This window comes from Dellaglioa sp. CoH-56-MRSF-11, assembly GCF_056782135.1.
Window position 1 is genome coordinate 1 of sequence record NZ_JBXAYE010000064.1, and the last position, 338, is coordinate 338.

The following is a 338-nucleotide window of genomic DNA, read 5'->3' on the forward strand; positions in this document are numbered from 1 at the left end:
CTCCAGTCCTTGCATGATGAGCTGCTGCGTGAGGGCCTTACTCATTCGTTCCCTGACTTCAATGCACACTTGACTGTGGCGAAGAACGTGGAAGGTGCTGGGCGTACGCAAGCTTGGATTGAGTCACGTAACCACTATCTAGAAATGTGTCCGGTGGAGATCAGGTTCGAGTCTGCTATTAAGGCAAGTTCGCTAGCCTAAGAAAATGCCCCGATCAGAATCGATTCTGATCGGGGCATTTTACATCCTCAATTTTAGATTGTCAGCCATTGGGCTGTCCGTTGTGCAGGCAGCAAGCACAAGCGTTTAGCAATACTGAGGGTGAGACCACTCATGAT

At 49.7% G+C, this 338-nt stretch carries 1 protein-coding gene; it reads left to right on the top strand.

All coding sequences use genetic code 11. The features are described 5' to 3' along the window. Positions 1 to 201, top strand: a 201-nt coding sequence (locus AC1RPT_RS07860) for a hypothetical protein (RefSeq protein ID WP_391857850.1), incomplete at its 5' end; no start/stop codon positions are given. Between the last annotated feature and the right edge of the window lie 137 nt (positions 202 to 338).